The sequence below is a fragment of the Fibrobacter sp. UWH9 genome (genome assembly GCF_900129715.1).
In the GTDB taxonomy this organism is placed as follows: domain Bacteria; phylum Fibrobacterota; class Fibrobacteria; order Fibrobacterales; family Fibrobacteraceae; genus Fibrobacter.
The window spans coordinates 50197-74578 of the sequence record NZ_FQWP01000015.1 but is presented as its reverse complement, the minus strand read 5'-3'; the positions used below and the strand labels follow the sequence as shown (position 1 = coordinate 74578).

The following is a 24382-nucleotide window of genomic DNA, read 5'->3' as shown; positions in this document are numbered from 1 at the left end:
TAATATTGTAAATCTAGTCCTTTACGCAGCGGACTGATAATCCGTCGTTTTCGTTGTCGCTACAGACGCTTACCATTCCTTCGGAACCGTCGCCAACATGAATCATTTTAGGACAATTATGATTGAGTTTGTCTATTGTGGATGTCCAAAAGAATGCTAAAAGGCCCGGCTCAAGATAATTTTGGAATTCTGCTTGATAGTTCCCTGCGGGCAAAATTGCGAACCCGTATTCGTCTTTTGCATTTCCCCAACCCTCAACGCCATAAGCGTAAAACGCCGAGTAACCACCATTCCCCTTTGTGGGCCACTCATCAACTGAAGGCAAGTGCCAATCGGGTGGGCAGGCTGTCTTTGCGGCGGCGAGTGTGTATAGACGACCGTACTTATCGCAGTTTTCGCCTTTGTTTCCGTTGCACCAACTTTGGACACCATCTTCAATTTCAAAGTTGAGATTTTCGGCCATCCAGGTCTGTTCGCCGAGTTGAATCGTCTTGTAAACTTGTCCGTCTCGGGCATCTGTCAGTTCAGGGCCTTCGTCTGCTTTTTTTACTTTTTTCGAAGGTCCTGGAGCGGGGCCGGGGTCAATTTCGTAGATTTTTCCGCTGAACTTGAAATACCTGATGTCCTTGTTTTCGGGGGCAATATCGAACCAGTGGTCGCTATAGCACGTGCATGTCGATTCCACACGGTCGGGGCCATATTCGATTTCCAAGGTGTCGCCTGAACGTTTTGTCAGGAGATCCGCCTCGACATAGCAGAGGTCCATCACTTTCAAGACGAATACCTGGTAATTATAATTTCTTCAAAAGAATCAATTTAAGCATGAAGATGTTTTGCGTTAGGGATAGTGACCCCTTGGGGACAAGACTCGCGGAGCGAGGCTTGGTTGCAAGAGCCGCGCGGGCGTGCCGCAGGTGCGCACGGGTGGCCTTGCAATATAGCCCGACCGCACATATATGTGCGGGAACGCCCATAATAAGCAGATTTCGTGGCTACCTTGAAGTCATTACTCCGGACAGCGATGCAAGGCGAGAGCAGTGACCACGCTTGCGTGGGCATTGCCGAGCCGAAGAGCTGGGATGCTTGCATCCCAATCGTGAACAAGACTTTGTGGATCAAGTCCGGCCACGCCGACAAGTACAACGAAAACATGTTCAAGACCATGGCTGGCGACGTTGAAATGGCTGTGAAGCCCATGAACTGCCCCTGCCACATTCAGATCTTCAACACCGGCCTCCGTAGCTGGCGTGATCTTCCGATGCGTCTTGCTGAATTCGGTAAGTGCCACCGTTACGAACCTGCCGGCACCATGCACGGTTTGATGCGCGTCCGCGGCTTCGTGCAGGATGACGCTCACATCTTCTGTACCGAAGAACAGATCGCTTCCGAAGTGGCAGACTTCTGCGCTCTCGTGAAGGAAATCTACCACGACTTCGGTTTCGATTCCATCGTGGTGAAGTTCTCCACCCGTCCGGAACGCCGCGTTGGTTCTGACGAACTGTGGGACAAGGCAGAAGCAGCTCTTGAAGAAGCCACCAAGCTTGCAGGCCTCGACTACATCTTGAACCCGGGCGAAGGTGCCTTCTATGGCCCGAAAAGCTTGCAAACCGAGCGTCGCGACGAACTGCTTGCATTTCGGCATGACCGAGGGCAGCAGCGGACGCCATCGGCGTCCAGCTTGAATTCACCCTGAAGGATTCCCTCGGCCGTGATTGGCAGTGCGGTACCATCCAGGTGGACTTCAACCTGCCCCAGCGCCTTGGTGCTGAATATGTGGGTAAGGACAACCAGAAGCACATCCCCGTTATGCTGCACCGCGCAGCTGTCGGTTCCATCGAACGCTTCCTGGGCATCCTCATCGAAGAATTCATGGGCGATTTCCCGCTGTGGCTCGCTCCGGTCCAGGCACGCGTCCTCCCCATCTCCGAAAAGTTCGCTGAATACGCCCACAAGGTGGAACGCGAACTGGTGAACGCCGGCGTCCGCTGCGACATCGACGAATCCAACGAAAAGCTTGGCTACAAGTTCCGTCAGTGCGAACTCCAGAAGATCCCTTATAAGGTGATTGTCGGTGAGAAGGAAATGAGCGAAGGACTTGTCTCTATCAACAAGAGAAAGGAAGGTGATAAGGGCTCTATGACCGTCGCCGACTTCCTCAAAATGACAGAAGCAGACAGACAAGTCGTTCGTTAATCATGACGTGACCCAATTACAAAACGCAGGCTGGAAAAGCCTGCGTTTTTCGTTGGTGACAACCGTCCAAGGCGAGAGCAGCGACCACGCTTGCGTGGGCATTGTACAAGTACCAAACATGTCGCTCGAAAATAGAAAAGCAAGCTTTTCTGCTTTACTCGCTTAGATGTTTGTGCCGAGCCGCCACGGTTGGGAGTGCGTAGCACTCCAAAAGGAAATGGCCGAAGGCAAGGTTTCCGTCAACAAGCGTAAGGAAGGCGATAAGGGCGCTATGACCGTCGCTGAGTTCCTCGCTATGACCGAAGACGACCGCAAGGTCGTTCGCTAATCAACGCAAGTGAAAGCCGCGGCATCCGTCGCGACTCTGACATTAAAAAGTCCTCGAGGTTACGCCTCGGGGACTTTTTGCATTTCATTAACTACCTTTACCCTTCGTCAATCATGTTAGCAGGTTTCCATTCAGAAATTCCAAACAGGGCTTAGCTTAAACAAAATCAAGAGCTATATCAGAGAGTCAATTTTAGACTATTGCGAAGATATTCAGGAGAGATACGAATCAAGTCTCTCCGAAAAAAATAATGTCAATGTTTCCACCAATGGTTCTTGTACCATAGACACGCTCTACTCCTCCAACAGACAAATGCAATTGAACTATTCGGAATCCTGCTTTTAATTTTTCCCATCACAGGCGTTTATTATATTTCGGTCAGAGGTATTTTTATGGACGTCTATATTTTTCAGCATGTGGAATATGAAGGCCCGGGAGCCATTCTCCCCTATTTGCAGGCCAAGGGTCATAAAGTTCATGTAGTCCGTCTCTACGCCGGTGACAGGATTCCCCACGAAGACGAAGTGGATTTCGCCATCATGATGGGCGGTCCCATGAGCGTCCTGGACGAAGCCGACTATCCTTATTTCGTTCGTGAAAAGGAACTGTGTCGCGACATGGTTCAGTTGGGCAAGCCCATTCTCGGCATCTGTCTGGGCGCACAGATGATTGCAAACGCATTTGGCGCAGCCATCAGGAAAAATCCCGAAAAGGAAATCGGTTGGTTCCCCGTGGAATGGGAAAACGGAATGTCCGAATCTATGACAGCATTCCATTGGCATGGCGAAACGTTTGACATTCCCAAACAGGCCGTAGCCTTGGCCCGTAGCGAAGCATGCCCCCGTCAGGCATTCCGCCTGGGCAGCGCATTGGCATTGCAGTTCCATCTGGAAACCACCTTGGAATCTATGGAAAGCATGTTGAAAAACGGGGCCGAAGAAATTGAATCGGCATCCGGTTGCAAGTACGTTCAGAGCGTCGAGGACATCCGAAAAACATGCGCCGAAAACATCGGCAAGAACAACGACACCCTGGTAAAGATACTGGATTTTATGTTGGCCAAAAAGTAATCGCAACAGGATACGGAGTTTTAGAATGAGTAACATCATCAAGGTAGTGAGCAAGCAGCACAACAGCAAGATGTGCATGATGTGCGGACTGGACAACGAATACGGGGTCCGCGCTCCGTTCTACAATATGGAAGACGGAAGCGTCATGAGTCTGTTCCAGTATCGCGAACAGCATCAGAGTTATCCCGGTCGCGTTCATGGAGGCCTCATTACCGCCATGCTAGACGAAATGGGACTTCGCGCAGTGTGGGCCAAGGAAGGCGGCGACGAATCTATCTGGGGCGTCACCATGTCCCTTGAAACCAAGTACCGCAAACCCGTTCCCTATGGCGAACAGTTGATCGGCCGCGGCGAGATCGTAAAGATCACTCCCCGATTCTTTATCACCCACGCCAGCATCATGGATATGAGCGGAACCGTCCTTGCCGATGGCGACATCAACTACATCCATCTGGACATGAGCAAGATTGCAGAAGGCGTCACCATGCACGAAGAAATGCCTTACCTCATCGAGGATGGTGTAAAGGAAATTTCTTTCTAATAGAGTGCGGTTATCGCCGTGCATTAGAAATAGTATAGGCGGGCACAGCTCGCCTTTTTCTATATGGCACTCTTCCAGTGCATATAGTGCGGCTAGGTCATGCCAGAAAATAAATTTTCTGTCGCGACACTCGCCTTTTTCTATATTTTGAGCCGTCGGGACATGCCGCGAACCAAGGAGTTTTTATGTCTTTCGTCCAGGAACTGAAAAACAAGATTTTGAATGATGGTTACGTTACCACCCGTGAAGATGCCATCAAGCTACTTGACGCTGACCTGGAAGAATTGACCGCCGCCGCCAACGAAATCCGCGAAAAACTCCACGGCAACGATTTCGACTTCTGCTCCATCGTCAACGCCCGCAGCGGTCGCTGTTCCGAAAACTGCAAGTACTGCGCACAGTCCAGCTACTACCACACCGGCGCTCCGGAATACAAGTTGCTCAGCGCCGACGAAATCGTAGCCGACGCAAAGAAGAAGGAAGCCGCAGGCATCCCCCGCTATTCTATCGTCACCTCCGGCAGAACTCTCACCAAGAATGACGTAGAACAGATTTGCGAAACCATTCGTCGCCTCAAGAAAGAAACCAGGCTTAGCGTTTGCCTCAGCAGCGGTCTTCTGAACCGCGAGCAGTTTGATCAATTGAAGGCAGCGGGCCTTTCCCGTTTCCATAATAATCTGGAAACTTACCGCCGTCATTTCCCTGACGTTTGCACCACCCACACTTACGATGACAAAATCGGAGTGTTGCAGAATGCCGTAGCCGCAGGCCTTGAAATTTGCAGCGGCGGAATCATGGGCCTTGGCGAAACCATGGAAGACCGCATCGACATGTGCATCGACATCCGCGAACTGGGTGCCAAGTCCACCCCCATCAACGTGTTGAACGCCATTCCGGGAACTCCTTTCGAAAATCTGCCCAAGATGACCAACGACGAATTCTGCAGAATCGTCGCCATCTATCGCTTTATCAATCCCAAGGCCTATTTGCGTTTGGCAGGTGGCCGCGGCGTTCTAGGCGATTACGGTACAAAGGCATTCAAGAGCGGAGCCAACGCCACCATCACCGACGACATGCTGACCACCGCCGGAGTCAACAGCGCCACCGATTTCGAATTGGTAAAGAGCCTCGGATTCGAACCTCACGGATTCCTGGACTAGCGAAAAATATTTAGATTTCGCTTGATGGCTCTCCTGAGAAATATTCTATTTCTTGCTTTAACCCTGGCATTCCTTTCGGCTTGCTCCTTTCCTGTTCGTACTGGATACGATCGGCGGATTGGAGGCTACAAGCCCGCTAGAACAGCGCAGGCTCAGCAGCCAGCCCCACAGACCACCTCTGAACCTGCAGCTGTCGCAACAGCAACAACAACTCCCCAAGACACGGTAAAACCGCCTCGTCAGAATTCCTCGGCCAAGGCCCACGCCGCCATCAACAAGAAAGAAGTAGCACGCGCCACCCCCAAGAAGGCAACCACCCTAGAAGGGGTCATCAAGCCCTGGTTGGGAACCCGCTACAAACTGGGCGGCACCAGCAAATCGGGCATCGACTGTTCCGGCTACGTCATGGTCATCTACAAGGAGCTTTACGGCATCGCCCTCAAACATAACGCCGAAGGCATCTACAAGGATGAACGCGGCAAGAAGGTGAGCCGCGGCGACCTGAAGGAAGGAGACCTGGTCTTCTTCGGAGACTTCTGGGGCATCAGCCACATCGGCATCTACATGAGCGGCGACCGGTTTACCCACGCCAGCACCAGCAAGGGCGTAATGATCAGCCCCATGAACGACAAATACTGGAGTCCCAAGTACAAGGGAGCCAAGCGTTTTAAATAGGGGGTTCGCAACAGGAACCGCAAATTTTCTAACTTAACGTCATGAAGAAAATTGCATTCCAAGGCCGCAAGGGCGCATACAGCGATTGCGCAGCCCACTACCTTTTTGGCGAAGACATCGAAACTTTGCCCATGGACACTTTCGAAGAAATTTACCAGGCCATTGAAACTGGTGAAGCCGACGGCGGTGCAATCCCTATCGAAAATTCTACGGCAGGTTCCATCGAAGCGAACTACGACCTGCTTTACAAGTGGCGTCACCGCATCGTTGGCGAAGTCATGCTCCGCATCGAGCACACCCTTTGCGTTATGCCCGGCGTAAAAGTTGAAGACTTGAAGCGCGTCTACAGCCACCCCCAGGCTCTGGCCCAGTGCTCACACTTCTTTGCAGAAAACCCCCAGATCAAGGCAATCCCTGCATTCGATACCGCAGGTTCTGCCGAAGAACTGGCCGCCCGCGGTAACCGCGACGAGGGCGCCATCGCCAGCGCATACGCCGCCAAGATTTACAATCTGGACATTCTGAAGGCTGGCCTCGAAAACCTGAAGGGAACCAACTTCACCCGCTTCTACGCTATCCAGAAAACTCCCGCAGACTTCACCGAAAGCGAGAACGCCAAGACCACCATCCTTTTCGAACTGGCCGACGACAAGGCCGTAGGCGCCCTCTACAACGCCCTGGGCTGTTTCGCCAAGCGAGGTCTGAACTTGACCCGTTGCGAAAGCCGCCCCCACCCCGATAAACCCTGGGGTTACATCTTCCACGTTTCCTTTGAAGCAAACATCAAGGACGAGAACGCTCAGGCCGCCTTGGCAGAACTCAAAAACTACACCAGCTTCGTGTACATCCTTGGCACCTTCAAGAAAGGCGTCGTAGAAACGCTTAAGTTCTAATTACGAATTACAAATTACGAGGTACGAGATTAATAATCGCGCCGTAGGCGCCAAACTAAATCTCATAATTTATAATTCATAAATCATAATTGAAAAAGGATTTTTCTATGGCATACGAACGCACCGACAGAAAGTTTGACGAATACAGAAACCTGAAAATGACCACCGGCTTTATCAGTTCCGCCGACGGTTCCGTCCTTATTGAAATGGGTCGCACCCGCGTGATCTGCAACGCCACCCTGCTCCCCAAGGTTCCGGATTGGCTGGCTGGCCGCGGCACTGGCTGGATTACCGCAGAATACAGCTTGCTGCCTCAGAGTACCGGCAAGCGCGTCGAACGCGAACGTAAAGGTGCCAGCGGACGCACCCAGGAAATCCAGCGCCTCGTAGGTCGTTCCCTCCGCGGAGCCGCAAACCTGGCCGCCCTTGGCGAAAACGCCATCGTGATTGACTGTGACGTCATCGAAGCCGACGGCGGCACCCGTACCGCAAGCATTATCGGCGGATTTGTAGCCCTGGCCATCGCCCTGAAGAAAATCAAGGAACGTCTGGGCCTCACCGAACAGATCCTCCAGCACGCCATTACCGCCATCTCCGTAGGCGTCGTAAACGGCAAGCCCCTCTGCGACCTCTGCTATGTAGAAGACTCCGCAGCCGACGTCGACATGAACGTGGTGATGCAGGATGCCAAGAACTTCATCGAAGTCCAGGGCACCGGCGAACACGCCAGCTTCGATCGCGCCATGCTGAACACCCTCCTTGACCTGGGCGAAAACGCCTGCAAGGACATCTATAAAAAGCAGATGGAACTGATTGGCGGTGAACTGCCGTAATTATTCAGTGACTTTGACAGCTTCCACTCGATAGACTGCGAAAGATCCACCACTACCCGAGCTTCCGTCAAACTTGATTCTAACGGACGCCAAAGATTCTTCCACGTTTTCGTCGGAAGGTTCTTTTGAATCGGGTTTGGTAAAATCACTCCACAAAGCACATTTACGGACAATTTCAGAAGAGCTTTCAAAAACCGCCTCAGGCAATTGGAAGCTCATCGTTCCCGCCTTTTCTAATCCCGGGTCCAGAACGATAGCTCCGCTCATGTCGGACTTGTACACGACGCACACGCCATCCCATTTGGGAGTCACATCAACAGGCCTAGCCGTCGCAATTAAATCAGAAGATCCCTTCACGTCAAAGACAACCCCCACAAACGGTGGTTTTCCTTTAGCCACATCGCCAAATTCAATCGTACCACAAATACCCAGACATTCTTCGATGACTTCATCTAAAGATCCCGAATCAAAGCCGCCTCCTAACGAGACCGGCCACGTAATCGTAGAAGAACCTTCATAAACATGATCATCAAAAGCATACCAGGGAGCTCCGTATTCATCCATTTCCCAAAATTCTGTTTTTACCTCATAACTTATTGATCCATCCCATAACTCCACCAAATCATTTGTATCAATCGTCCGTTTCGCAGGAGTGATCAACGTATCCGCACTAGATTCCGACGACGTAGTTGAATCCGCTGACGAGGTTGTGTCCGCTGACGAACTTGATTCCGCCGAAGAGGTCGATTCCGCCGAACTAGTTTCCGCTGATGAGTCAATCTCTCCGGAGCTGGACTCCGCCGAAGACGCTATTTCTCCCGAGCTAGATTCCGCCGACGTAATAAGCAACGTATCTCCACCAGAAGAATCTACAGGAACATTTACAGAATCATCCACTGGTGAATCTGCTGGAGGGTCATCAATTTTTTCTTCTTGAGTCTCCTTGAAACTACCGACCACCAGGGCCCCCAGCTTCCGGATGTTAAAATAGCCACTCATCCCAGGAGCCCCCTCAAAGTAGAACGAAAGGGAAACCAGACGTTTCACCGCTTCAAGACCCGGAATTTTTCCGGACTTTTTCGGTTTGAACTTTTCCCAGCCAACACAACGAACTTTAACCGAATCGCCAGACGTCTTTTTATACAAGGCTGTCGGAGAATCCTCAACGACAACACCTGTCGAATCCATTGATTCCAGGTCGACGCGAACATCCAGGCCAGAAGCATATTCCACGCACAACTGTCCCCAAGACGAAACATCCGCCAAAACCAGCGTATCATTCCGTTCCTTGGAAAGATCCAGATTAAACCCAACGGAAGCCACCTTGTCAGACGAGCTCTTTCCAAGAACAACCGTTCCGCAGAAACCGCCACATTTCTTTTGAGCCGATTTCAGCCAAGTCCTTGAAAAGACTTTATCACCGTCAACGTCCCATTTAATTTCAGACCCTTCACCGCCATCCAACATAGACCATGTTCCGGGTACGTCCACCACGTTTACATCTTCAATGTGGACCACTTCAACAGAAGCATTGTTTTCTTCGGTGGATCCTTCGTCAAAAACCATGTGGCGGTCCGATCCGCAACCACCCAGTAAAAACGCGTTAGTTAAAACAATAGAGAATGCAATATTTTTTTTACTCATCCTAGCCGTCCCAAATCAGCTTTCTAGATTTTCTTTGTCAAAGGAAACAATTGTAAGTTCAAACGATATACCTGATCCGGCTTTCTGCTGGCATTGGCAATGGAGGCTATTTTTCGTCGGCACGAAAGCAGTTCCTCCACAATTTGTTCGTAAGCTTCACGATCAACACTCATTGTAACACCCATAATATTTCGATCATTCACATCAAACGCATCTATAGATTTTTGAGCAAGCGCAGCCATTTCCCGATGCATCGTCCGTACAGCCATGGGAATCGCATCGGAATTCCCCACGAGAGCCTTATCCGTCTGCACATAAACATTACGGCCCTTCTTCTGTAACAAACCCAACTTTACCATCAAATCAAGCGAAGCGCAGACTTCGTCGGCACTTACCGGCTGCCAGCACATGGCTGCCATAGCCTCGGGAGTGGCACCCGGCATCATGGTCACTAATTCACGCAGCACCGGATTCTTCCAGGACTCAAAATAAGCGTAGGCGTCGCCATCCAGCACGCGGATCTTTTTTGACTTGGCCACTTCCTGCATGGCACCGAACGCCTTCTTGCGGGACTCGTCATCTTTAGCCTGGTTAAACTGCACCAGGTAACGGAAATAGACGTAATCAAAACCCTTCAGCCCCATGGCGTCGGCCACCTTGCCGATTCCCGCCTCGCTAAGGCTACTTTTGCCCTCGCAAACCAACTTCAGGTAGGTAGGCGAAGAAAACCCTGCCAGACGGGCATATTCTCGCCACGTAAACGAATCCGTTCGCTTACGCTCCTCATAAAACTCCTGCATATAGCAGCGATAGCTTTGATAATCGGTTATGGGCTTCAAAAATTTACCTGCCTTGACGGCGAAGGCAAACATAATTTATTTTGTATCATTCGTCAATAAACCAATGATACAAAATTTATTTTATCAATAAAAACAGACGTAAACTACCAGACTCTTAACCAAGAATCCATATTTTTTTATTATAAAAAAAGACCGCGGATTAACACGGTCTAACTATAAAGTAAAAAATTGGCTAAGGCGAATTAAACTTTCCAGTCGCAGAAGTTCTTCAGCATGGCAAGCCCCACATCACCACTCTTTTCCTGATGGAACTGGGAAGCAATCAGGTTATCCTTGCCAATAAGGCCCTGGAAGGTCTGGGTGCCGTAAGTAGTTTCAGCAAAGCTATACTCCGCAGGCACCACCGGGTGATAGGAATGAACGTAGTAGAAATCGCTACCGCTGGCGATGCCCTTCATAATGGGGTGTTCGCGGGTAAATTCCACCTGGTTCCAACCCATGTGAGGGATCTTCAGGCCCGGTTCATCCTTAAAGCGCACAGCCTTGCCGGGAATCAGACCCAAAGTCTTGACACCGCCATCTTCTTCGGATTCTTCCAGAATGATCTGGCAACCGATACAAATACCAAGCACAGGATTGCCGGCCTTCACCACCGTCTTGATGGCCTCACCGATTCCGGTCCTAGTCAAGGTTTCCATAGCCGAAGCCGCAGCGCCAACGCCAGGGAAAATCAGGCGATCAGCCTTGGCAATCACTTCGGGATCGCGGCTAGAAACAGCATCGGCACCGATGTGTTCCAAAGCGTTCATCACAGACGTCAAGTTGCCAGCGTTGTAGTCAACTACGATAATAGACATAGAAACCTCGTTTTTACAACCGCAAAGATAGAAAAAAGATTAAAACCGCCGAAGTGCCGCCCTAGTTATTGCACCAGGGAAACGTATAATTCAGCTGCGGCCTGATGGTATCAGCCCTTACCGGGAAATCGTTAGCGGCATTCATCTGCATAATACCCACAACACCGTTGGCCATTCTGGCCTTGATGTTCTGGACATCATCCCAAGGCTTCTTGTGGCCGTTACTTGCGCCACCGGCACCATAGCCCGCATCCGCAAGAATGGGCTTGCCCGTCACCTCATGAATCTTCGCCCAGGTGGCAGAATTGGCAGCCACAATCTTCTCGGATGTCGCCAGGGACGAACCGCCGGAAGTTCCCGCAAAATCCACGATACTCATGTCAAAGTTGGAATACCACTGGGCAAACAGGGCCGTATCCTTATCGCCAATCCAGGGTGAAATATCGATGGCAATCTTTGCCGCAGGCAAGTAGGCACGAATGGTATCCACGATCTGCTTGAAGTACACGCCCATAAGGGAATCGGGAATGCCGCCTCCTTCCTGGACAGTTCCATCGTATCTTTCCTTCTGCCTTGAAGCCGTTTCGGAATACTGATAAAAATCCGGTTCAATCAGCCAGATGGATTCATAAGTATCCGCATCCACCTCCAGACGGTAAATCAGCTGTTCACGCATACCGTTGGCATAAGCCGCATAACGATACAAAATGGAGTCCGCAAAATATTCGCGAATCATCTGGGCCCCATGGGAGCAATGGGTCTTTTCTGCCTTGGAAATATTGCAGTCGTCAATTCCATGATCCTTGTCGAACTCGGCAATCACGTAAGCGTAAATCATGGGAGTCGCGCCAATTTCCACGCTCATCTTTACCATACGTTCTTCAAAGCCGTTATAGAAATCGTTATCACCAAGCCAGACCGCAATATAGTCCAGGCCGGCGTAATTCGTAGAATCGCGTTCCTTGTCGGTACTCCAGGCCGCACCAAAATTAAACTGGCACGGATCGAAACCACTCTTATGAGGCGCCACGTCATACGCAGTCCACAAACCGGACTCGCAACGGTAATAACTCTTACCCGTTTCGATCCACACAAAACCGCCCTCCTCCTCGGGAGCGCAGGGCAAAGTCTGGGGGACTTCTACTACAGCCGACGAAAAAACTTCAGCGGGGTCAGCCGTTCCCATGGCAGAACTAGATTCCGCCTGAGGAACCGGATCCGAATTTTCTGCTTCAGAGGCTGACTCGCCACATGCCACGAAAAAACTGCAACCCGCCACAAAAAGCGTAAGGGCCAAAAGTCCAAAACGATTCTTCATCAAGTCTCCTTTTCCTAAATACCCGAACACCGACACAAAGATACTTAATGGAATCGCAAAATAAAACCCCAGACCGCCCTATTTATTCAAGGAGTCCAGCGCCTCGCCCGCCAATTCCACACAGCGGTTGCAGGGAATCACCCCATTGGGGCGAATTTCACTACACAGGGTGCAGCCCTTGGCACCGTTCTTGAAGAACTCCACAATGGCATCAGACTGGGCAGGAGCCAACAGCTTTGCCGCATGTAAGGCGCCGCAAGTTCCCTCCGGAGCACGACCGCCACTGAACTGCTTTACAGCCATGGCCAGTTCCAGAGCTTCCGCTTCAGACTTGCCCTGGGCACGCCAATAACCATAAGTCACAGACACAGCGCAGTTGCCGTGTTCCTTGTGATACACCTTTGAAATTTCAGAAATCTTTTCTGCCATAAAAACCTCACGTTTTAATAGTCACTTGTCTGCAAAACGGAATGTCTCCGCTGGTAATCAATCTTTTTCTGCTTAAAGAATTCCGCCCGTAATCATTGCAACACCGCCATAACTGAGCGCATTATCAAAACTGCGTTTGTCCATGGCAAGTCCCGCGGACAGCATATCAATACCGATAAGGGCGATACCAAGCCCTGCCCTACCACAAATCCCACCATAGCGGGCAAACTGCTTATTGCCAATATTGTAGTTGTAATCCTTCATGTAAACGGACACACTATCCGCAAAAACGGCACGGTCTTCGTTCCAGTTCAGCAACGAATCAGGCACAGAATTTTCCGACCCATAGGAAGACTCCTCCTGCGGCACAACATCAGTCCCGTCCACACTGCCGTAGATAGCCATACCCTTGGGAACAAGCTGAGCCTGAGCCGCCCCTACAGAAATCAACAAAACTAACCCCCAAATCAATTTGTTCATGACTGCAAAAATACAAAATTAAACAGATAATACTATATTCAGCACATGCCTAACGAAAACAACAACAATGAAGAATTGGATCTGGACGCCATCATCAACAACATGAGCTCCATCAACAGTGAAGACTACTGGTTCAAGAAAGTGAGCCAATTCGAGGAGCACGACGAAACCGTCAACCCCAACACCAGCCAACAATGACTTAGAGCCTGACTACGGTTATCAAAGTCATTTCCGTTCAATTCAACCGTAGTGGTCCGCAAGGCGCAAGCCCACCTCCCCCAAATACAAAAAAATCCCGACTTCCATCGGGATTTTTTCAATTCACAATTTCTCTAAAACGCAAATGTAATTTGCGATTAGAAGCAAGCAGTGCAAGGCGCGAACCCCCGTAGCGTACTTTCGTACGTGAGGGGGCGAGCAACGCGGCAATGCGCCGCTTATCATCGCAAGTTACTTGTCGGTCAGGGCTGCGACGCCCGGCAGGACCTTGCCTTCCAGGAGTTCGAGAGAAGCGCCACCACCGGTAGAGGTGTGGGTGACCTTCTTATCTGCGCCGTACTTCTTAGCTGCAGTAGCGGTGTCGCCACCACCGATCACGGTGATTGCACCAGCTGCGGTAGCTTCGACGATTGCGTCAGCCATAGCCTTGGTAGCCTTTTCGAATGCTTCGAATTCGAACACGCCTGCAGGACCGTTCCAAACGATGGTCTTGGAGGACTTGATTGCTTCAACGAACTTCTTGGTGGATTCTGCACCAACGTCCAGACCCATCCAGCCAGCGGGGATACCTTCAGCGTCAGAAACAGCCTTGGTAGCAGCGTCAGCAGCGAACTTGTCAGCAGCGATGTAGTCAACCGGGAGGATGATTTCCTTGCCAGCAGCCTTAGCCTTAGCCATCAGTTCCGGAACCAGCTTTGCGCCTTCTTCGTCGAACAGAGAAGAACCGATTTCGATATTGTCGATCACCTTCTTGAAGGTGAATGCCATGCCGCCGCCGATGATGATCTTGTCAGCCTTGTCCAGGAGGTTGTTGATGAGCTGGATCTTGTCGGCAACCTTGGCACCGCCGAGGATTGCGAGGAACGGACGCGGGGGGTTGTTGAGAACTGCGTCGAATGCCTTGAGTTCCTTGTTCATGAGGAAGCCAGCAGCGCGCTGCGGCAGTTCAACACCAGTCATGGAAGAGTGGTCGCGGTGAGCGGTACCGAATGCGTCGTTAACATAAACGTCAGCGAGCTTGGTGAGAGAAGCGCGGAATGCCTTGACAGCTTCCTTGTCAGCCTTAACCTTGTTGCCTTCGGCGTCCTTCTTCTTGCCTTCTTCTTCGATGTGGAAGCGGAGGTTTTCGAGGAGGATGATTTCACCCGGCTTGATAGCGGCGCAAGCAGCTTCAACTTCTGCACCTGCACAGTCAGAGAGGAACTTCACCGGCTTCTTGATGAGTTCTTCGAGCTTCTTGGCAACGGGAGCGAGAGTGTACTTCATGTTCACTTCGCCATTGGGGCGGCCCAGGTGAGAAGCGAGGATAACAGCAGCACCCTTATCGAGAGCGCACTGGATAGTGGGGAGAGCAGCTTCGATACGCTTGGTGTTGGTGATTTCGCCGGTGACCTTGTCCTGGGGAACGTTGAAGTCGACACGGATGAACACGCGCTTGCCAGCGAGTTCGAGATCTTCAATAGAAAGCTTTGCCATGATTAGCACCTTCTGGTTAGAGTTAAAATTTACGGATTAAAATATAGTAAAAGGGGGCAAAAAAACATGGTCAAATGCACAAATCAACTATGCAAAGCATACTTTTGTAAACTTTTCTTTATATAATTTATATCATCTATCCGACTATCCCTTAATCATTTACCTTTGTATACTGCAAAAAACTTTCCTTTGTGAATTTTCAATCTTTTTTTTATATATTTCACGAAAAATAGTCCATATTGGAGTTATCAAATGAAACGTTCAATTTTGTGGGCCCTGTGCCTTTCTGTCGTGTCCGCTTTTGCCGGTCCGTACGATATTAATGAATTTGATGCTAAGGACGCCGGTACTCCCGACGAATACATCTCTGCCGAATTCGGTGGCGAACTGAAGACTATCCCGGCAGACGAAGTGGAATCCCTCCAGGATGGCCGTCTGGTCGTCCGTCAGAAGTTTGTAGACCCGTTCGGCGACAACGACGCGACCTACCAGCTCTACCAGGGCTCCGCAGGCGACCTGTCCTCCATGACCGCCATGACCGCTGACGGCGTCGACTACTCCAAGCTCCTGACCGCCAAGGTTTACTCCAAGCGCGGCATGGACGCCGACAAGGACGTCGAAAAGGTATACTTCGATGGCAAGTCCGTCTTCGCCGACGGCCTTTCCTCTGCAATCGTCTTCATTGACGGCAGCCCCGTGACCCTCAAGGGCGAAGGCGCCGACGAACCTGTCGCCGAAACCGCTGCCGCTGCAACCAGCAGTGACGAATACTGCGACGACGATGAAGATTGCGAAGACGATGATGATGTCTTCCAGTACAAGACTACCGCTCCGATAGACAACTCTGCAGCCGACAGCCGTGACCAGGCAGCCAGCGACGCAGCAGGCAACGTAGGCGACCGTTTCGGTATCGCTGACGAAGTCCGCTTCTGGAGCGCAGTGGGTCTCACCGCCCTGGCCGCAGCAAGCATCGTCATGGGCATCCTCCAGCAGAAGGAAGCCAACAAGGCCCAGAGCGCCTACGACGACCTGGACGAACTTAAGGGCAACCTCCTCCGCGCCTGTAACGGCAACCCCAGCTGTGAAGAAGTGATGATTTCCAAGGGCGAGTACGTGCTTAGAACCACCGAAGAAGGCCCCGTCTACTGGACCATGCAGAGCCTCCAGAACCGTATGAACGAAAACAAGAAGACCCACGATTCCTATGCTTCTGCCCGTAACATCTGGTTCGGCGTAGCAGGCGCATCTATCGCAGGCGCAGTCGTTCTCTACGTATGGTAACAGAACTCGGTAAAATCAGCCTTCGGGACCTTACTTTCGACTGCATCATCGGGACCCTTCCCTATGAACGCGAAAACGAACAGCCGATCGTACTGAACGTGACCGTCTGGTCTGATTTTACCCTCGCTGCCAGAAACGAAGACCTGGCACACTCCATAGACTATGCACAACTGGCGGAAGACCTGAAAGGGTTTATCCGCCTTTCTTGTTTCCAGCTGGAAGAAACCCTGGTGTACCGCTGCGCCGAACGCATTCTCGGGAATTATCCCAAGGCTCAGGCCGTCGAGGTTTCCGTCAGAAAGCCGTGCGCCATCCCTGATTGCGTCGGGGCAGAATCATCCATTAGGATGCGACGCTAAGCAAGAGATAAAACAAGAGATTAAGCAAGAAGCGCCCCTCCGTTAGGAGAGGCGCTTTGCTTGTGATGAGGGGACGGAGGAGAAAGTTCTTTTACAACGTTCAATCAGGAGCGAAAGGAACGATAGCGAAGCGCCTCGGACAGGTCCAGAATTTCGACGGCAGGAGACCCGCGAAGGTCAGCTATGGTCCGTCCCACCTTCAGGAGCCTGAAGTAGCCTCGTGCACTCAAGCCCATCTTGTCGGCGGCAGATATGGCAAAACGCTCGGTAGCTGCAGACAACCTGCAGAACGATTTCGCCGCTTCGGACGACATTTCCGCATTGGTCTTGAAAGGGAGATTCTTAAAGCGATCCCTCTGCAAGGCCCTAGCCTCACAGACCCGCTTGCGAATGTCTGCAGAAGTCTCAGATATAGTGGCCCCGCTGGCAAACTGGGATGCCTCCACAGAGGGCACACTGACCTGGATATCGATACGATCCAGCAGCGGTCCCGAAATTTTTTCCTGATACCGCTTGCGGGCTTCCGGCAGGCACGTACAGCTCCGTTTTGCATCCATGGCATAGCCACAGGGGCAAGGATTCATGGCAGCCCCCATCATAAAACGAGCAGGCCACACGACCGTTCCGCTAGCCCGGCTCACCGAAATGAGTCCCTCTTCCATCGGTTCTCGCAAAGCCTCCAGGACACTGCGGTTGAATTCGGGGAGTTCATCAAGAAACAAAACGCCATTATGAGCCATGCTAGCCTCCCCAGGCCGCAAATGCACGCCGCCCCCAACAAGAGACACCATAGACGCCGAATGGTGTGGCGTCCGGATAGGACGAACCATTACCGGCTTAAAGCATTCCATATCCCCTGCAGCCCTTGCGCAGGAATGTATGCGGGTCGTCTCGAGAATTTCCTCATCCGTCATTTCGGGGAGGATTCCCGGAAGGCATTTGGCACATAATGATTTTCCCGCACCGGGAGAACCAACCAACAGGAAATTATGGGCTCCGGCAGCAGCCACCTCAAGAGCTCTTTTGACCCCTTCCATCCCGATGACATTCTTAAAGTCTGGTATTCCCTGTATGCAGGCATACCCCTGTCCAGCGCCCCTCTCCGCTCCATGCGCGGCAGCCAGTCCCGCCGCCGAAACAGCCTTAGACACAGCCCCCTTTTCTAACACACCAACGCATTCCTTTAGGGAATCCGCACACACGTACCGCACACCTTCTACAAGACGCACCTCCCGTTCGTTCCCCCGAGGCACCACAAGAACGTCTCTCTTGCGATCAGGGAGACTCATGGCCACCGAAAGGACTCCACGAACAGGCTTCAGCAAACCATCTAGGGAAAGTTCCCCCACAAACACCAACCGTTCCAAATCAGGAACTTCAATTTCGCCGGTAGCCACAAGAAGACCGATAGCCAACGGCAGGTCAAGGGCACTGCCCTCCTTCCGCAAATCCGCGGGCGACAAGTTCACCGTCGTTCGGAAACCTGTCACCACCTTATCTATGGAACGGATGGCCGAGACCACTCGTTCCCTAGATTCCCTTACCGCATTGTCAGGTAATCCAACCAAAGTAAAACCCGGCAGCCCCTGAGAGGCGTCGACCTCGACGCTTACGGGAACAGCCTTTATTCCAAACAGGCAGTAAGAACGGATTCTATGGAACAAGAGAACCTTCCTAGGCCATGGCGGCCTGATAGCGTTCAAGAACACAGTTTTCGATGTGCTCACGGAGCTGGCGGGTAACGGGAGAGCAAATGGTGCGGAATTCCTCGCCCTTATAGAAAGGATCGTTCGGATAGCCCACAAACATACCGTTTTCACCATCCATCACACGAAGACCACGAATCAACATCTGGTCATTCAGGACTACGGTGGCAAGCCCCTTAATATGTCCCATGCTAGGTCCTTCCTTAAAAGGGAAAACCTGGACACTGGTGACTGCAAGACAATCAAACTGACTTGTTGCCTGTTTGACTTCATTTTCTTTTATCTGTTCTGCCATAAAGACCTCCTAAGTCATTGGCGTTAACTTATCCAACATCTAACGGTTTACCAGAACCGTCCGATGACGCCCCCTTAATGCAAAAGCCATGCCAAATACAAAAACGCCCTTTTTCATCAAAAAAGGCATTCCCATTTTTTCATTCTAAATTAAGCAGCGATTAATCACTGATTAATCAGTGATTATCTATCTTATAGCCATGCTTCTTAATGCAAATCTAAACTGGCCTCAGAATCAGGGAAAAGTTCTCCCCTCAGTCCTTGCCGACGTAGAAATCAGCGCCGACTATTTTACCGTCAGCTTTACCATCGAGGAACCCGACACCTGCTTCCGTGCCGAAGTGCAAGAAGACAACGGCCGCAGTTGGGAAGATTCCTGCGTAGAAATTTTTCTGCAGAACCCAGCAAACCCCAGCGAGTACTTCAACTTCGAAACGACAAGCCGAGGTTTCCTGCTGGCAGCCCACGGGCCAGATCGCAACAACCGTACCACCCTGTCCCAGGAAGACATCGACAAGGTCATCCGCACAAAGCAAGTGGCCAGCGTCGCCGGGAACCTGGTCTGCTGGGGAATGACCGTACAGATTCCCGCCAGCCTCTTCGGGCTGAATTCATTTGTCGGAAAGTCTCTTCGTGGCAACCTCTATAAATGCGGCGACAAGTCCCAGTCGCCCCACTATCTGAGCGCCTTCCCCGTAGAAACAGAAAAGCCGGATTTTCACCGGCCCGAATTCTTCAGAGAATTTGTATAAAGTGTGCGGCGATTACTGCCGCGTTTTTTATTTCATCTTGATTTTCATTTCGAAGACCTGACGTCCTGTCTCATCTTCAATCTTCATGTAGGTGGCGCCCTTGTGGTCCGCACGGAAAATCTTCAGCAGAGTTCCTTCCATGGACTCTCCCAAAAAATGGACTTCCATTTCGGAGGGAGCACAAAGTTCCCAGTCTGCAGAAGAGAACACGTTCATCGACAGTTCGATGTACTTGATGTTGTTCATATGATGAGACATGTCCAGATGCTGAGGCAGAACCCGCTGCTGGTAAATCTCTTCGTACTCATCGGGAGTCACTTCGAACTTGGTAAACTTGTCATCGAGGACCTGTTCCGGGAAACCCTCTGTAGGAAAGCCCACCGTAGAAAGTTTCATGGGACGATGACGTACCAAATCCAGGCAGCAGGCCTCCTGTACGGCCAACACAATGGGTTCGCCCTCGGTTGTGGTAATGGCGGTACTTTCATAAGTTCGAATCAGGCTGTTACTTGTAGGGTATGAAGTCGTCACCACCTTATCACCCCAGAACGGGCGCTGGAAAAATTTCAGTTTGGCCTTGGAAATAACCCAATAGCCGCCCTTTTCCTTTACGAAAAAATTATCCTGTTTGAGTTTCCCCAGATTTTCACAGAGGTTATCCTGGACCATAAGAACCGTCTGGGCCACGCCCATTTTCCCGGACACGTCAATATAAGCCGACGTAACGGTACGGGGCTTCTGAAAAACAAGGGGATTTTTTGCGAGAGAATAAATATCAATCATGGCAGTGAAGAGTGAATAGTTTACTTGATTAATATATATGCAAAAAAGAAAAAGTACCGGCAAAAATGTCGGTACTTCCTGAAAAAGTTTCGTTCGCGAGGCCGCGACGTTCAACTCTTAGATCTTTTTAAGAACCAAGAGATGGCCAGGAGCCTTGTTGGGATCCAGACGGACGAAGTTCTTGTTGCCGCGCCAGACGAAGGATTCGTCGGTGAGCAAGTCCTTCAGGAAGAAGAAGGAATCTTCGTTCAGGCCGAGCTTAGACATATCCAGTTCCACCATGCCTTCCTGGGCGTTGTCCATGTCCATGTTGCAGACGAACAGGAGAACGTCTTCGCCAGTCTTCTTGGAGTAAACCATGAGCTGGTCGTTGGCGCAGTAGTGGAAGTCCAGGTTATCGTATTCCTGGAGAGCCGGATGTTCAAGGCGGGCAGTGTTCACGCGGCGGACGAAGTCCTGGATGCCGGGGCCAGCCCAGTTGTGAACCTTATACTGGTACTTTTCGGAATCCTGCAGTTCTTCCTTGATGGGAGAAGGAATGTTTTCGCAGAGTTCGTAACCGTTGTACATACCGGTAAGGCTAGAAAGGGTACCAGCCAGGAAGTAACGCTGCTTGAAGGCATTTGCACCCTTATAGGCCAGATACTTGGGGAAGATGTCCGGTGTGGTCGGGAAGAAGATGCCGCGCATGTATTCCTTGGCGTCGGACTGGGTCAGTTCCTTCAGGTACTGTTCGAATTCCCACTTGGCGCTACGCCATGCGAAGTAGGTGTAGCTCATGTCGAAGCCAGCCTTGGCCAGGCGATGCATCATCTTGGGACGGGTGAAGGCTTCTGCCAGGAACACCAGTTCCGGACGCTTTTCCTTGACGTCGGCGATGAGCCATTCCCAGAACGGGAAGGGCTTGGTGTGGGGATTATCGATACGGAAAATTTCGATGCCCTTATCGGCCCAGAACAGGATGATGTTCTCGATTTCCTGCCACAGTTCCTTGTAGTTCTTGTTGTAGTAGTCGAAGGGGTAAATGTCTTCGTACTTCTTGGGCGGATTTTCAGCAAACTTGATGGAGCCATCAGGTTCGTGGTAGAACCATTCCGGATGTTCCTTAACGTAGGGGTGATCCGGGGAGCAGTTCAAGGCGATGTCCAGAGCCAGGCGCAGACCCTTGGAGCGTGCAGCCTTGGCAAAATGTTCAAAGTCCTTCATGGAGCCCAGTTCAGGGTCGGTAGCATAGTGGCCGCCGAACTTGTTACCCACTGCGTAGGGGCAACCCGGTTCCAGGGGCTTACCCTTCTTGTCGGTCTTGGCGTGGAGGGCGTTGTTGGCACCCTTACGGTTGGTGACACCAATGGGGTGAATGGGAACCAGGTAAACGGTATCGAAGCCGAGGTCAGCGATGTAGTCCAGCTGCTTTTCGCAGTCCTTCCAGGTAGCGCTCTTGGTGGCGTCGGTACCCTGGGACTTGGGCCACATTTCGTACCAAGTACCGGTACGTGCATAAGCCGGGTCAACGCGGAGCTTCATCACCGGGCTTTCGGTGGGCTTGTCCTTGGGCTCGATGGTCCAGGCGCAAACCTTGTATTCGTAATAGCCGATGTTGTTGACGGTAAAGGAACCTTCCCAGAGGTCGTTGTCAACGAAATGCATGGGAGCCTGTTCCCACTTGACGGCGGCAGGCTTTGCTGCGGCCTTGGCGGTCTTCTTGGCCTTGCCTTCTACGGGGACATGTCGGTAAAAAATTGCGGCGTCATACTTCTCGTGGCTGTGGCGGAAAATGTCTGCCTGCACGGTCACGGAATCACCCGGTTCGCGCTTGATCATGAAACGGCCGCCTTCGATGTTCGGGCGGATATTCTCGATAACGAGATTGTCTTTTAAAGTAGGAATCATTGCCATAGTGCTATAAAATTAGAAAGGTTAAAGGATAATGGTTATAGACGTTCCATCAAAGTTATAGAAAAAAGGCACCCACCAGGATGCCTTTAAAAGTCTGCGTTGTTTCCTTGCGATCTTACTTACTCAAACGAAGGACCTGGGCTTCCTTGATTCGGAGGACTCTTTCCGTCTTGCCCAGATTCAGTTCAAAGCGGGCAAAGGGATCGTTCACTTCGGGAGTAAATTCAATCTCGATAGACTGACCGGTCTGTGCCACTTCCTTGTGTTCCGAGAAGCCAACCGCTTCGTAAGTGGAGTAGGAACCGATTCTAACCGTAATCTCGCCTTCCACTTCAGACCAGATGGTAAAGATACACTTGTACTTGACACCGGCAATGAGAGCCACATTCTCCTGCATGAGCTGAACGCTGTAGGAGTAGTTGCCACCCTTGGTCACGTTCACCTTCATGATACGGTCGCCACTCCTTTCGGTAACGATAGCGGTGTCGGCCTTGCCGCCAAGCTGGGTCTTGAAGATCCAATCGGTGGTAAAGGGAGACTTGAAGTTTCCATTGATCAAGGTGTTCTCGCCAAGACCTGCAGCGATATTCTTCCAGATGTCGTTCACGTAGTCCATGCGTTCCACATTTTCGACACCGGCCGTATCAGCTTCGCCAACTTCCAGGTACTTATAGCGCAGCGGCTGGAAGCTAGGAATGAAGCGGTTATTCAGAGAATCCCAAAGGGCCGCGTTATTCTTTTCGTCGATGAGGATAACGCCGTCAGACAAATCAGCCTTGGAGAAGTCAAGACCGTCAGCGAACTTCTTGACGCGGAACTCCACCTGCAGGTTTGCCACATTCTTCGCGGAATCGATTTCAATCTGGGAATAATGATAGCGCAACTGCAAAGCCTGGAAGTGAGACAGGCTAAAGATAAAGGGAACATACTTACCATCACGCAGCACTCGGCCATAAACCTTGCCGGCCTTATGGGGCTTGAAGGAAACACCAATTTCCTTCAGGTAGAAGTCCGATTCAGGCAACAGGTCGATCTTGCTGAAATCTTCTTCAACAAAGGACTGTTCCGTAAAGGAAATAGGCATGGTTTCCACGTCGGACCCTTCGTAGGGCCAGACCGTCAGACCGCGGGTCAATATGGTGTCCGTCACACTGACGTAAATGCTGTTGTATGTACGGACATTCGTCAGTTCCAGTGCAAAGGTATCCAGAATCACAGCACTATCGCTGGAGGAAGCCTTTGTAAGCGCACGGGCGGCAGTACCCTTATCGTAATCCACAACAAAGCTAGCGGTAAGCGGCAGGGACACAGGTTCTTCCGGTTCCGGAAGAATGGAATCATCCGGAGTAATCACGGGAATAGAATCCTGTCCCGTGGTATCCCCATCGGCGATAGGATTATCCAGGGACGGGTTGCCAATTTCTATACCAGCGACAGACTTGTCATCGGCACAGGCGACCAACGACAAACCAGTTAGCATCAAGCTGGCGAAAGCGGCTATGGACAAAAAGAAACGCATCACACTCCTCGAGTCAGCGGGAACAGCTGAATGTTGATTTGTACAACCTCTTCAGCTTCTCCGGCTTTTGCAGAGAAATCTAGTAGTTCTTTTCGCATAAGTTGCAAATGCTTCTTCAAATTAACGAAATCAGAGCGCTTAATTCCAAAAGTCAAGGCAGAAACGTCCCTTTCGGCACCCGGAAGGTCGTTCAGCATCTTGTTTGAAAGGCTAAGCATCTGGTTGTGGTACATCTTGACCACAACATCCTGGACTTCGTCGTCGGTCGTAATCAGCGGATTACTCTGTCTATAACCGTTAGCGGTCTTTACCAGCAGACCCAACTCCAACAGCAAGTTCAGGGATTCAGTCACCTGCGCCGGGGTAATCAAGCCACGGAGACGCTTGGAAATCTGGTCGGGGATAGGACGGAAATCCTTGAGTCCCACCATTTCCAGAATTGCGGAATGATGCCATTCCTTAAAAATTCGAAGCTGAGCCTTGTCCATCTTGTGCAGCCTGGAGCGAGGGCTTGCCTTGATCAACTGGGCGTAGTAGATTTTCTTGTCTTCGTCAGTTGTTGCCTGGTTAAAGAAAACCAGACTTTCAAAATATGCGGCACGTTGATTCTCGAGACCGAGACCGTGGATAAGCTTGGTAGCAGTGTTCTTTGTGATGTTACGCTTGCCGTCGATGGCAAGTTTCAGATGAGCATGACTAGAAAGCCCGGCCTTTTCGGCAAAAAAACGCAAACTGAAGGCCGCAGTGGTCTTCTTCTTATACTCGTAATAGTCCCTAAGGTACACCCTGTAATTGGTGTACTGCAGAACATCAGGTTCTACGAGGATATTTTCTTTCCCATTTTCCATACTTAGAAAGATAGAAGAGTGCGCCTCA

General features: G+C 51.1%; 26 protein-coding genes. 12 read left to right on the top strand and 14 right to left on the bottom strand.

Translation table 11 applies throughout. The annotated features are described in order from the left end of the window. Positions 1-13: 13 nt before the first annotated feature. Positions 14-766, bottom strand: a complete 753-nt coding sequence (locus tag BUB94_RS12000; protein WP_073237376.1) for an FISUMP domain-containing protein — start codon at positions 764-766, stop codon at positions 14-16. 222 nt (positions 767-988) lie between these two features. Between BUB94_RS12000 and BUB94_RS17200 the strand changes: the two genes are divergently transcribed. The 8 genes from BUB94_RS17200 to rph all read left to right on the top strand — a co-directional run bounded on the left by BUB94_RS17200 (position 989) and on the right by rph (position 7693). Beyond that, positions 989-1693, top strand: a complete 705-nt coding sequence (locus BUB94_RS17200; RefSeq protein ID WP_254793730.1) for an aminoacyl--tRNA ligase-related protein — start codon at positions 989-991, stop codon at positions 1691-1693. Between the two features lie 41 nt (positions 1694-1734). Continuing rightward, positions 1735-2193, top strand: a complete 459-nt coding sequence (locus BUB94_RS17195) for a His/Gly/Thr/Pro-type tRNA ligase C-terminal domain-containing protein (protein ID WP_254793729.1) — start codon at positions 1735-1737, stop codon at positions 2191-2193. A gap of 720 nt (positions 2194-2913) precedes the next feature. Beyond that, the gene (locus BUB94_RS11990) at positions 2914-3591 is read left to right on the top strand and encodes a type 1 glutamine amidotransferase (protein WP_073237373.1); all 678 of its coding nucleotides are present in this window, start codon (positions 2914-2916) and stop codon (positions 3589-3591) included. Positions 3592-3616: 25 nt separating this feature from the next. Further along, complete coding sequence (locus BUB94_RS11985) at positions 3617-4132, top strand: PaaI family thioesterase (RefSeq protein ID WP_073159585.1); 516 nt, start codon at positions 3617-3619, stop codon at positions 4130-4132. Positions 4133-4317: 185 nt separating this feature from the next. Further along, on the top strand, positions 4318-5292 hold the full coding sequence (gene bioB, locus BUB94_RS11980) for a biotin synthase BioB (protein ID WP_073159583.1): 975 nt from the start codon (positions 4318-4320) through the stop codon (positions 5290-5292). A gap of 24 nt (positions 5293-5316) precedes the next feature. Then, positions 5317-5967, top strand: coding sequence for a C40 family peptidase (locus BUB94_RS11975; protein ID WP_073237370.1), 651 nt, complete (start codon positions 5317-5319; stop codon positions 5965-5967). Between the two features lie 41 nt (positions 5968-6008). Further along, a complete protein-coding gene (locus BUB94_RS11970) occupies positions 6009-6860 on the top strand; it encodes a prephenate dehydratase (RefSeq protein ID WP_073159579.1) in 852 nt (283 codons plus the stop codon). A gap of 107 nt (positions 6861-6967) precedes the next feature. Then, complete coding sequence (rph, locus tag BUB94_RS11965) at positions 6968-7693, top strand: ribonuclease PH (RefSeq protein ID WP_073159577.1); 726 nt, start codon at positions 6968-6970, stop codon at positions 7691-7693. Here rph and BUB94_RS11960 read toward each other — a convergent pair whose 3' ends face one another. The 6 genes from BUB94_RS11960 to BUB94_RS11935 all read right to left on the bottom strand — a co-directional run bounded on the left by BUB94_RS11960 (position 7694) and on the right by BUB94_RS11935 (position 13221). Next, positions 7694-9337 carry a hypothetical protein gene (locus tag BUB94_RS11960; RefSeq protein WP_073237367.1) on the bottom strand — a complete coding sequence of 548 codons (1644 nt, stop codon included), beginning with the start codon at positions 9335-9337 and terminating at the stop codon, positions 7694-7696. It abuts the gene before it with no gap. 23 nt (positions 9338-9360) lie between these two features. After that, positions 9361-10176 (bottom strand): TIGR02147 family protein, encoded by an 816-nt coding sequence (locus BUB94_RS11955; protein WP_073237399.1) that lies wholly within the window; start codon positions 10174-10176, stop codon positions 9361-9363. Between the two features lie 203 nt (positions 10177-10379). Next, positions 10380-10994 carry an imidazole glycerol phosphate synthase subunit HisH gene (gene hisH / locus BUB94_RS11950; protein ID WP_073159573.1) on the bottom strand — a complete coding sequence of 205 codons (615 nt, stop codon included), beginning with the start codon at positions 10992-10994 and terminating at the stop codon, positions 10380-10382. 61 nt (positions 10995-11055) lie between these two features. After that, positions 11056-12312: a hypothetical protein gene (locus BUB94_RS11945; protein WP_073237364.1), complete on the bottom strand. Its 1257-nt coding sequence runs from the start codon at positions 12310-12312 to the stop codon at positions 11056-11058. Positions 12313-12390: 78 nt separating this feature from the next. Continuing rightward, positions 12391-12741, bottom strand: coding sequence for a hypothetical protein (locus BUB94_RS11940; RefSeq protein ID WP_073159569.1), 351 nt, complete (start codon positions 12739-12741; stop codon positions 12391-12393). 72 nt (positions 12742-12813) lie between these two features. After that, positions 12814-13221 carry a hypothetical protein gene (locus BUB94_RS11935; protein ID WP_139260214.1) on the bottom strand — a complete coding sequence of 136 codons (408 nt, stop codon included), beginning with the start codon at positions 13219-13221 and terminating at the stop codon, positions 12814-12816. Positions 13222-13266: 45 nt separating this feature from the next. On the opposite strand from BUB94_RS11935, the gene BUB94_RS16880 reads away from it, so the two are divergent. After that, on the top strand, positions 13267-13419 hold the full coding sequence (locus tag BUB94_RS16880; RefSeq protein ID WP_175549729.1) for a hypothetical protein: 153 nt from the start codon (positions 13267-13269) through the stop codon (positions 13417-13419). Between the two features lie 252 nt (positions 13420-13671). Here BUB94_RS16880 and pgk read toward each other — a convergent pair whose 3' ends face one another. Then, the gene (gene pgk, locus BUB94_RS11930; protein ID WP_073159565.1) at positions 13672-14916 is read right to left on the bottom strand and encodes a phosphoglycerate kinase; all 1245 of its coding nucleotides are present in this window, start codon (positions 14914-14916) and stop codon (positions 13672-13674) included. A gap of 252 nt (positions 14917-15168) precedes the next feature. On the opposite strand from pgk, the gene BUB94_RS11925 reads away from it, so the two are divergent. Together BUB94_RS11925 and BUB94_RS11920 are read left to right on the top strand one after the other, a co-directional pair. Continuing rightward, positions 15169-16197 (top strand): hypothetical protein, encoded by a 1029-nt coding sequence (locus BUB94_RS11925; RefSeq protein WP_073159563.1) that lies wholly within the window; start codon positions 15169-15171, stop codon positions 16195-16197. Beyond that, a complete protein-coding gene (locus BUB94_RS11920; RefSeq protein ID WP_073159561.1) occupies positions 16191-16556 on the top strand; it encodes a dihydroneopterin aldolase in 366 nt (121 codons plus the stop codon). The genes BUB94_RS11925 and BUB94_RS11920 overlap by 7 nt, the downstream gene beginning before the upstream one ends. 104 nt (positions 16557-16660) lie before the next feature. On the opposite strand, the gene BUB94_RS11915 is transcribed toward BUB94_RS11920, so the two are convergent. Further along, complete coding sequence (locus tag BUB94_RS11915) at positions 16661-18220, bottom strand: YifB family Mg chelatase-like AAA ATPase (RefSeq protein WP_073237357.1); 1560 nt, start codon at positions 18218-18220, stop codon at positions 16661-16663. Positions 18221-18230: 10 nt separating this feature from the next. Next, positions 18231-18557, bottom strand: coding sequence for a SpoVG family protein (locus BUB94_RS11910; protein ID WP_073159557.1), 327 nt, complete (start codon positions 18555-18557; stop codon positions 18231-18233). Between the two features lie 199 nt (positions 18558-18756). On the opposite strand from BUB94_RS11910, the gene BUB94_RS11905 reads away from it, so the two are divergent. Beyond that, positions 18757-19308: a carbohydrate-binding family 9-like protein gene (locus BUB94_RS11905; protein WP_073237397.1), complete on the top strand. Its 552-nt coding sequence runs from the start codon at positions 18757-18759 to the stop codon at positions 19306-19308. Positions 19309-19335: 27 nt separating this feature from the next. On the opposite strand, the gene BUB94_RS11900 is transcribed toward BUB94_RS11905, so the two are convergent. The 4 genes from BUB94_RS11900 to BUB94_RS11885 all read right to left on the bottom strand — a co-directional run bounded on the left by BUB94_RS11900 (position 19336) and on the right by BUB94_RS11885 (position 24354). Next, complete coding sequence (locus tag BUB94_RS11900) at positions 19336-20091, bottom strand: acyl-[acyl-carrier-protein] thioesterase (RefSeq protein WP_073237354.1); 756 nt, start codon at positions 20089-20091, stop codon at positions 19336-19338. Positions 20092-20208: 117 nt separating this feature from the next. Next, entirely contained in the window at positions 20209-21987 is a 1779-nt protein-coding gene (locus BUB94_RS11895; RefSeq protein WP_073237351.1) for an alpha-1,4-glucan--maltose-1-phosphate maltosyltransferase, read from the bottom strand. A 115-nt stretch (positions 21988-22102) separates the two neighbouring features. Further along, positions 22103-23506 carry a carbohydrate binding domain-containing protein gene (locus tag BUB94_RS11890; protein ID WP_073237348.1) on the bottom strand — a complete coding sequence of 468 codons (1404 nt, stop codon included), beginning with the start codon at positions 23504-23506 and terminating at the stop codon, positions 22103-22105. After that, positions 23506-24354 (bottom strand): TIGR02147 family protein, encoded by an 849-nt coding sequence (locus tag BUB94_RS11885; RefSeq protein ID WP_073237345.1) that lies wholly within the window; start codon positions 24352-24354, stop codon positions 23506-23508. The genes BUB94_RS11890 and BUB94_RS11885 overlap by 1 nt, the downstream gene beginning before the upstream one ends. Between the last annotated feature and the right edge of the window lie 28 nt (positions 24355-24382).

What these genes read in the sequence shown, in the direction of transcription:
- BUB94_RS11960 (WP_073237367.1), bottom strand. Translation starts at nt 9,337, where the DNA reads ATGAGTAAAAAAAATATTGCATTCTCTATTGTTTTAACTAACGCGTTT.
- BUB94_RS11905 (WP_073237397.1), top strand. Translation starts at nt 18,757, where the DNA reads ATGCTTCTTAATGCAAATCTAAACTGGCCTCAGAATCAGGGAAAAGTT.
- BUB94_RS11885 (WP_073237345.1), bottom strand. Translation starts at nt 24,354, where the DNA reads ATGGAAAATGGGAAAGAAAATATCCTCGTAGAACCTGATGTTCTGCAG.
- hisH (WP_073159573.1), bottom strand. Translation starts at nt 10,994, where the DNA reads ATGTCTATTATCGTAGTTGACTACAACGCTGGCAACTTGACGTCTGTG.
- BUB94_RS11935 (WP_139260214.1), bottom strand. Translation starts at nt 13,221, where the DNA reads ATGAACAAATTGATTTGGGGGTTAGTTTTGTTGATTTCTGTAGGGGCG.
- BUB94_RS11900 (WP_073237354.1), bottom strand. Translation starts at nt 20,091, where the DNA reads ATGATTGATATTTATTCTCTCGCAAAAAATCCCCTTGTTTTTCAGAAG.
- rph (WP_073159577.1), top strand. Translation starts at nt 6,968, where the DNA reads ATGGCATACGAACGCACCGACAGAAAGTTTGACGAATACAGAAACCTG.
- BUB94_RS11910 (WP_073159557.1), bottom strand. Translation starts at nt 18,557, where the DNA reads ATGGCAGAACAGATAAAAGAAAATGAAGTCAAACAGGCAACAAGTCAG.
- BUB94_RS11925 (WP_073159563.1), top strand. Translation starts at nt 15,169, where the DNA reads ATGAAACGTTCAATTTTGTGGGCCCTGTGCCTTTCTGTCGTGTCCGCT.
- BUB94_RS11940 (WP_073159569.1), bottom strand. Translation starts at nt 12,741, where the DNA reads ATGGCAGAAAAGATTTCTGAAATTTCAAAGGTGTATCACAAGGAACAC.
- BUB94_RS11895 (WP_073237351.1), bottom strand. Translation starts at nt 21,987, where the DNA reads ATGGCAATGATTCCTACTTTAAAAGACAATCTCGTTATCGAGAATATC.
- BUB94_RS12000 (WP_073237376.1), bottom strand. Translation starts at nt 766, where the DNA reads ATGGACCTCTGCTATGTCGAGGCGGATCTCCTGACAAAACGTTCAGGC.
- BUB94_RS11975 (WP_073237370.1), top strand. Translation starts at nt 5,317, where the DNA reads ATGGCTCTCCTGAGAAATATTCTATTTCTTGCTTTAACCCTGGCATTC.
- pgk (WP_073159565.1), bottom strand. Translation starts at nt 14,916, where the DNA reads ATGGCAAAGCTTTCTATTGAAGATCTCGAACTCGCTGGCAAGCGCGTG.
- bioB (WP_073159583.1), top strand. Translation starts at nt 4,318, where the DNA reads ATGTCTTTCGTCCAGGAACTGAAAAACAAGATTTTGAATGATGGTTAC.
- BUB94_RS16880 (WP_175549729.1), top strand. Translation starts at nt 13,267, where the DNA reads ATGCCTAACGAAAACAACAACAATGAAGAATTGGATCTGGACGCCATC.
- BUB94_RS11945 (WP_073237364.1), bottom strand. Translation starts at nt 12,312, where the DNA reads ATGAAGAATCGTTTTGGACTTTTGGCCCTTACGCTTTTTGTGGCGGGT.
- BUB94_RS11920 (WP_073159561.1), top strand. Translation starts at nt 16,191, where the DNA reads ATGGTAACAGAACTCGGTAAAATCAGCCTTCGGGACCTTACTTTCGAC.
- BUB94_RS11985 (WP_073159585.1), top strand. Translation starts at nt 3,617, where the DNA reads ATGAGTAACATCATCAAGGTAGTGAGCAAGCAGCACAACAGCAAGATG.
- BUB94_RS11990 (WP_073237373.1), top strand. Translation starts at nt 2,914, where the DNA reads ATGGACGTCTATATTTTTCAGCATGTGGAATATGAAGGCCCGGGAGCC.
- BUB94_RS11890 (WP_073237348.1), bottom strand. Translation starts at nt 23,506, where the DNA reads ATGCGTTTCTTTTTGTCCATAGCCGCTTTCGCCAGCTTGATGCTAACT.
- BUB94_RS11970 (WP_073159579.1), top strand. Translation starts at nt 6,009, where the DNA reads ATGAAGAAAATTGCATTCCAAGGCCGCAAGGGCGCATACAGCGATTGC.